At 42.8% G+C, this 7,173-nt stretch carries 5 protein-coding genes and 1 pseudogene; 3 read left to right on the top strand and 3 right to left on the bottom strand.

The window, feature by feature from the left end:
• Positions 1-404: pseudogene (locus ACFFAP_RS33680) on the top strand (hypothetical protein); the annotation flags it as partial.
• A 194-nt stretch (positions 405-598) separates the two neighbouring features.
• On the opposite strand, the gene ACFFAP_RS33675 reads toward ACFFAP_RS33680, so the two are convergent.
• From ACFFAP_RS33675 to ACFFAP_RS33665, 3 genes are all read right to left on the bottom strand, one after another.
• A complete protein-coding gene (locus tag ACFFAP_RS33675) occupies positions 599-1,021 on the bottom strand; it encodes a hypothetical protein (protein ID WP_375515289.1) in 423 nt (140 codons plus the stop codon).
• Positions 1,022-1,323: 302 nt separating this feature from the next.
• Positions 1,324-1,980 (bottom strand): (2Fe-2S) ferredoxin domain-containing protein, encoded by a 657-nt coding sequence (locus ACFFAP_RS33670; protein ID WP_375515288.1) that lies wholly within the window; start codon positions 1,978-1,980, stop codon positions 1,324-1,326.
• 65 nt (positions 1,981-2,045) lie between these two features.
• Positions 2,046-2,297 carry an Asr1405/Asl0597 family protein gene (locus tag ACFFAP_RS33665; protein WP_375515287.1) on the bottom strand — a complete coding sequence of 84 codons (252 nt, stop codon included), beginning with the start codon at positions 2,295-2,297 and terminating at the stop codon, positions 2,046-2,048.
• 441 nt (positions 2,298-2,738) lie between these two features.
• Between ACFFAP_RS33665 and ACFFAP_RS33660 the strand changes: the two genes are divergently transcribed.
• Both ACFFAP_RS33660 and carB read left to right on the top strand, forming a co-directional pair.
• Positions 2,739-3,287 carry a Dps family protein gene (locus ACFFAP_RS33660; RefSeq protein WP_375515286.1) on the top strand — a complete coding sequence of 183 codons (549 nt, stop codon included), beginning with the start codon at positions 2,739-2,741 and terminating at the stop codon, positions 3,285-3,287.
• 558 nt (positions 3,288-3,845) lie between these two features.
• On the top strand, positions 3,846-7,148 hold the full coding sequence (gene carB / locus ACFFAP_RS33655) for a carbamoyl-phosphate synthase large subunit (protein WP_375515285.1): 3,303 nt from the start codon (positions 3,846-3,848) through the stop codon (positions 7,146-7,148).
• Positions 7,149-7,173 lie beyond the last annotated feature (25 nt).

Genomic DNA, 7,173 nt, shown 5'->3' with positions numbered 1-7,173 from the left:
TAAAGCTATATAATCAGGCTCTTGCAGATTTCAACCGCGCTATTGACTTAGATTCTGAGAGTAATTGGTATTTATATAATCGCGCTTTAGCCTACCAAGCCCTTAACCAACCAGATAAAGCATGGGCTGACCTAGCACTTGCCATCAAGCTTGCTAAACAGCATTACGAAAAAGATGCTAAAGACTGGTCTAATGCCTTTAATTTAGCCCTTTACTATTTAGCTGCTCAATATCATCAACCAGCAGAGCGGTTATATCTCCATGTTTTATCTCAAGGTGCTTCCTTAGAGCATACCCATGCTGCTATCCAAGACCTAAATGACTTTTTAACCGTGTTCCCTGACCATGTGCAGGCTACATCCATGCGACGGTTGTTGCAGTCTTTTCTAACTTTGATCATGTAATTTCCACTACAAATATAAAGCGATGCCTGCGGTGGTCACTGAGCGCAGCTGAAGTGCGGGCTATGCCTACGCTACTACTACTTTGTCCTTCTCATGACAATGTGTAGGCAATCGCTCAACCCAATTGCATACAAATATAAGGCGATCGCAATTCTGTATCCCTACAGTATCAGCCAGGTAAAAACGGGATTTATCTAAATCCACTCAAATCCCTGTATAGCTAAAAATTCTTTAGCTGGTTCCAAAGTATCTTTGTCTAAAATCAAAGTGACTTTTGGAGAACTAAGATACAAACGAAAACGCTTAATAAAAAGTTGGTTAGCAGGTTCAATTTTCCTAATGGCACTCCAGGGAATCAACAACGGCGTACATCCAAAGCTAAACAACGGGAAAATACTCAAATAAATCCCTTGAGGAGTTATACCAACATTTAAAGTTCCTTTGTAGTCTATCCAACCCACACAACCTCTTTGCATTCGGTAAAAGTTTAGTGGTGGCGCTTCTTGGGTGCTGTAGAGTTTAGCGAGGCGATTCCAGTCATAACGGAATGAAAAAATCACGACTATCGCGCCAAGTGCAAAAGAAACGATGTGTATCCAATCAGGGGTATGTGGCATTTGTTTTTAAATCATTGATGATTGACGTTTCAACTGTAAGAGATGTCTAACGACAAGCCTCAGTGCGTCTACGTATTCATCAATTAACCACATTCCCTTGAATTTTTCCAAATTATCGGAGCATCCTAGTTAAGAATTGCTCAATAGAAACCCTATTCATTCAAAAAACTGGCCTTAATTAAAGCCAGTTTTTTGATTTTATTGCAAACTTATACTAAGGACTAGAACCGAGTATTAACGGAACACACTTGTAAAGATATTATTAAGCTTTTTCATGAAAATGTCAAGATTTTATTATTTATTCAGTAAAGCTTGCGATTATATATCCTCACTTCCCTTATATTCTCAGGCTCTACTAACAAACTATTTTCACCAAAATGCTGATTCATCAGCGCCGGGACTTGTGAGGCTTGAATTTGGCTATAGCGCGTTTTATCTGGCATAACTAGGTTAGGCCCAGCTTTACAGTTCTTCATGCAACCAGTGCCCTTGATTGTAACTTGGTCTTCTAAACCGCGATCGCTTAAAGCCGCTTCCAACGCCTGACAAACTGCTTTACCACCGCGTTTCATGCAATCAGATTTTTGACACACTAAAATAGTGGCTTTAGTTTTAGCTGGTTTTACCTTGGCATTATCAATAGATGGGGGTTCTTGTGGTGCAGCGATGGTTTGAACTGTCCCCCTTTCAGAACGCACTGCCATCACACGTTCAGCTTTCAGTGTAACTTGGTCTTTTTTTACATCGTATTCTTTATAACCAACAACTTGTAGCCAAGTACCTGCTGGTAGCCGCAAGTCAAAAGCAGGCCGTAAATGTTTAGCGAGTTTAACGTAGCATTCACCCTCATTAGTACCCAGCAGTAAACCTTTCAGCTTATAGCCATCTTTAATAACAAAATCTATAAATCTGCCCTCAAGGCAAAATTCTGATACTTCCATATTGTTAGATCCACCCATTTTTTAACCTCCTTTTAATTAATACAAGCTATCAAGCGAGAATTCTCAGCAGCTAAAGATTAGAACTATTGGTAGCGACTTTTCCAGCAACACTCAAGAGTCCAAATCTGGTCTTGACGGGAGGCTGTTAATCGCCGTATCACACTCCAAAGTTGAACAGCTGTCATAGGAGAGCCAATTTCAACTTTCAATGGCTGGTTAGCCGTACAACTACAGGGAATGTCTAACTCCTTTAGGCGTTGATAGACTTGCCAGCGGTCTGCCCAATTCACCTCTACAAGGTGGTTGCTTTCTATTTCTGAACTAAACGATTTCAAGAGAATTGCCCTCAAAGTGCAACAAACTTGCAGTAACTACCGCGATTTAACTCTCTGGTTTTTGAAAGTCTGAGGAGTTTAACCTCTTAAAACAGCATACCTTAAGTGCAAAGAATTCTCAGTAATTTTGGAAAAAAAATTAAATTTTTGTAGCCATCCCATATTGGGAGGGGGATGAGGGAGACAAAGAGGACAAGGTAAAATTTTCTCTACCTGCTCTAGTTAGTAAATATACACATTTATCCTGGGATGTCAATGATAATGATAAAATTATGCAACTTGATCAGCGTGCCATCATCCAGCCAACAATCAACTTGAGATTTTTAGTAAGCAAAAATACAAAATATTGAGATGGCGAATTGGCTTGATCTTCTTATTAAAATGTTAATATGTAAGGAATAAGCAGTTAAAATATATAACTGTGAAAAAGAGAGGAACACAATGTCTGAAACGCAAACTTTGTTACGGAACTTTGGTCATGTATATGACAATCCTGTGCTGCTGGATCACAGCGTAACTGCTCCAGTTACAGAAGGGTTCAACGTTGTATTAGCTAGTTTTCAGGCACTATACTTGCAGTACCAAAAGCATCATTTTGTAGTTGAAGGCTCAGAATTTTACTCTCTGCATGAGTTTTTTAACGAAAGCTACAACCAAGTACAAGACCACGTTCATGAAATTGGAGAACGTTTGGATGGACTGGGTGGCGTGCCAGTAGCTACCTTCAGCAAATTAGCAGAATTAACCTGTTTTCAGCAAGAATCTGAAGGCGTATATTCCTCTCGCCAAATGGTGGAAAATGATCTAGCTGCCGAACAAGCAATCATTGGCGTAATTCGTCGTCAAGCTGCTCAGGCAGAGAGTTTAGGCGATCGGGGCACACGCTATCTGTACGAAAAGATTTTGTTGAAAACTGAGGAACGTGCATATCATTTGTCTCACTTCCTCGCCAAAGACAGCTTAACTTTAGGGTTTGTCCAAGCTGCTTAAAGCTAAAACTCTCATAATCTAGATTTGTCTACCTAGACTGAAATAAAAAGTTAGCAGCACTAACTCTTAAAATATTATAAAAAAGGGCAGAGAATAGTATTCCTATTTTTCTGCCATTTTTAATTTAAGTATACATATTTTCATAATAGTTAATGTTGAAAATATTTGGCAATTACCTAGTTAATAAATATTTTTAGCTAATAAATCTATTTATGTTGAATATTTAGATACATATATGCCAAAATAAATCACCATCTGTTACCAAATATCACAAATTTAAATAATAAAGATTCGCAAAAGCTTAATAATTTTAAGCGTCACAAATAAATAAAATTAGAAATACAAAATAATCATGGGGCATTGAAAAGAGGCAGAAGGGAAAACTCTTCTCCCTTGCTCCCGTTCGGCTACGCTCACGGCAAGCCTGCTCTCTGCTCCCCCCACTCCCCACTCCCCTTTGTGATCAAACTTAGAAAACTTAATAATAAAAAGCACGAGAGGGGGTAAAGACCCTTAAAATAATCAGGATTTGTATTCTCGTATTTCAAGGCAACTACTATGCCCCGCCGTGATGACCTCCGGAAGATTCTACTATTAGGCTCTGGCCCAATTGTGATTGGACAAGCCTGTGAGTTTGACTACTCTGGCACTCAAGCCTGCAAAGCGCTGCGAGAAGAAGGCTATGAAGTGGTTTTGGTCAACTCCAACCCTGCAACAATTATGACCGACCCGGAAACGGCCGATCGCACTTACATTGAGCCGTTGACACCGGAATTGGTGGAAAAAGTCATTGAGAAAGAACGCCCTGATGCTCTCCTACCAACGATGGGAGGACAAACCGCCCTCAACCTCGCTGTTGCTTTGGCCAAAAATGGCGTGTTGGAAAAGTACGGCGTTGAGTTAATCGGCGCTAAACTACCAGCCATTGAGAAAGCCGAAGATCGAAAACTTTTTGGTCAAGCAATGGCAAGGATCGGAGTAGCCGTGTGTCCCAGCGATACAGCCGAATCTTTGGAAGAAGCCAAAGCTGTTGCCCGTCAAATTGGTACTTATCCCCTAATTATTCGTCCAGCTTTCACAATGGGTGGAAGTGGCGGCGGTATTGCCTACAACCAAGAAGAATTTGAAGAAATGGCACAGGTAGGTATAGATGCCAGCCCCGTTTCGCAAATTCTCATTGACCAGTCTTTACTCGGCTGGAAAGAATATGAACTTGAAGTAATGCGTGACTTAGCAGATAACGTGGTGATTATCTGCTCCATCGAAAACCTTGACCCTATGGGTATCCACACCGGGGACTCCATTACCGTCGCTCCCGCGCAAACCCTCACTGATAAAGAATATCAAAGGCTGCGGGATATGGCAATTAAAATCATCCGCGAGATCGGTGTGGAAACTGGCGGTTCTAATATCCAGTTTGCCGTCAATCCAGTTAATGGGGATGTGGTTGTAATTGAGATGAACCCTCGTGTTTCTCGTAGTTCGGCTTTATCTTCCAAAGCCACGGGTTTCCCGATCGCTAAAATGGCAGCAAAATTGGCTGTGGGTTACACCTTGGATGAAATTAAAAATGACATCACCAAGAAAACTCCCGCGTCCTTTGAGCCGACAATTGACTATGTGGTGACAAAAATTCCCCGCTTCGCCTTTGAAAAGTTTCCCGGTTCTGACCCAGTGTTGACAACCCAAATGAAATCAGTCGGGGAAGCAATGGCAATTGGACGGACATTTAACGAATCCTTCCAAAAGGCGCTGCGATCGCTCGAAACCGGACGCGCTGGTTGGGGTTGCGACAAAGCCGAAAAATTACCCAGTGGTGAACAAATCCGCGCCCAATTGCGAACACCTAACCCCGATCGCATTTTCTCTGTGCGCCATGCCTTGCAACTAGGGATTAGTCCTGAAGAAATCTACGAACTAACTGGTATTGACCCGTGGTTCCTAGATAAATTTCAGCAACTCCTAGATGTCGAGAAATTCCTCAAGCGAACACCTTTGCAGCAATTGACAAAAGAACAACTTTATGAAGTGAAGCGGGACGGATATAGTGATCGCCAGATTGCTTATGCCACCAAAACCACCGAAGATGAAGTTCGCGCCTACCGCAAGTCACTAGGAATTATCCCAGTTTATAAAACCGTAGATACCTGTGCTGCTGAGTTTGAAGCGTTTACTCCCTACTATTATTCTACCTACGAAGAAGAAACAGAGGTTTTGCCAGCAACCAAGCCAAAAGTGTTGATTTTGGGTGGTGGCCCCAACCGCATTGGACAGGGAATTGAGTTTGATTATTGTTGTTGTCACGCTGCATACGCTTTGAAGAAAGCGGGGTATGAGACGATTATGGTCAACTCTAACCCAGAGACGGTTTCCACAGACTACGATACCAGCGATCGCCTTTACTTTGAGCCGTTAACAAAAGAAGATGTTCTTAACATCATTGAAACAGAAAATCCAGTCGGAGTCATAATCCAGTTTGGCGGACAAACACCACTGAAATTAGCATTACCGTTACAGGAGTATTTACAGAGACTGGGGACTGGGGAGATTTCCCAATCCCCAATCCCTAATACCCAATCCCCAATCCCCAAGATTTGGGGTACATCACCAGATTCCATCGACATGGCAGAAAACCGGGAGCGGTTTGAAAAGATTCTCCAACAGTTGGATATTGCCCAACCGCCTAATGGTATCGCTCGGAGTTATGAAGATGCGCTGATTGTCGCCAAACGCATTGGCTATCCGGTGGTGGTGCGTCCCAGCTATGTGTTAGGGGGACGGGCGATGGAAATCGTTTATTCCGATTCTGAGTTGGAACGCTACATGACCTTTGCAGTACTAGTGGAACCAGAACATCCGATTTTGATTGATAAGTTTTTGGAAAATGCGATCGAAGTTGATGTAGATGCAATCGCCGATCATACCGGACGGGTAGTGATTGGTGGCATCATGGAACACATAGAACAAGCGGGGATTCACTCAGGAGATTCCGCTTGTTCCTTACCTTCCATTTCCTTATCACCAGCAGTTCTCAATCAAATTCGCACTTGGACGGTGCAGCTAGCGCAAGCCCTGTCAGTCGTGGGGTTGATGAATATCCAATTTGCTGTTGTCGGCGCAAGCAGTTATTCTCCCCAAGTTTACATTTTGGAAGCCAACCCCCGCGCCTCGCGTACAGTCCCATTTGTTTCTAAAGCAACAGGCGTACAGTTGGCGAAACTAGCATCCTTGATTATGTCAGGTAAAACCTTAGAGGAGCTACATTTTACCGAGGAAATCATTCCTACACATATTGCTGTAAAAGAAGCTGTATTACCCTTTAATAAATTCCCAGGAACTGATACAATATTGGGCCCAGAAATGAGATCCACTGGTGAAGTGATGGGGATTGACAGCGACTTTGGCCGTGCCTTTGCCAAAGCGGAAATGGGTGCTGGGGAGCGTTTACCACTAAGTGGAACTGTATTTGTATCAATGAGCGATCGCGATAAAGCGTCTGCCGGTGGTGTGGTGAAAGAGTTTATCGATTTGGGCTTTACAGTAATGGCTACCCTTGGTACACGGCGAGTTCTTATGGAACAGGGGTTAAATATTGAATTAGTGTTAAAACTCCACGAAGGCCGTCCCCACGTCCTAGATGCAATCAAAAACCAGAAAATCCAACTTATTATCAACACACCTTCAGGAGAAGAAGCCCACACTGATGCTAGGTTAATCCGCCGCACAGCCTTAGCTTACAAAATTCCCATCATTACTACCATCGCCGGCGCGAAAGCTACCGTCGCCGCCATCCGTTCTTTACAAAATACGACTTTGGACGTAAAAACCATTCAAGAGTACTGCCCGATTGCGAGGGAGTAGGGACTGGGGAGTGGGGAGTGGGGAG

The sequence above is a fragment of the uncultured Nostoc sp. genome, assembly GCF_964245575.1.
GTDB lineage: Bacteria > Cyanobacteriota > Cyanobacteriia > Cyanobacteriales > Nostocaceae > Nostoc.
This window is presented reverse-complemented; position numbering and strand designations above follow the sequence as displayed.

Excerpts from the sequence above, each read along its gene's own strand:
- carB (WP_375515285.1), top strand. The coding sequence starts at position 3,846 with ATGCCCCGCCGTGATGACCTCCGGAAGATTCTACTATTAGGCTCTGGC.
- ACFFAP_RS33670 (WP_375515288.1), bottom strand. The coding sequence starts at position 1,980 with ATGGGTGGATCTAACAATATGGAAGTATCAGAATTTTGCCTTGAGGGC.
- ACFFAP_RS33675 (WP_375515289.1), bottom strand. The coding sequence starts at position 1,021 with ATGCCACATACCCCTGATTGGATACACATCGTTTCTTTTGCACTTGGC.
- ACFFAP_RS33660 (WP_375515286.1), top strand. The coding sequence starts at position 2,739 with ATGTCTGAAACGCAAACTTTGTTACGGAACTTTGGTCATGTATATGAC.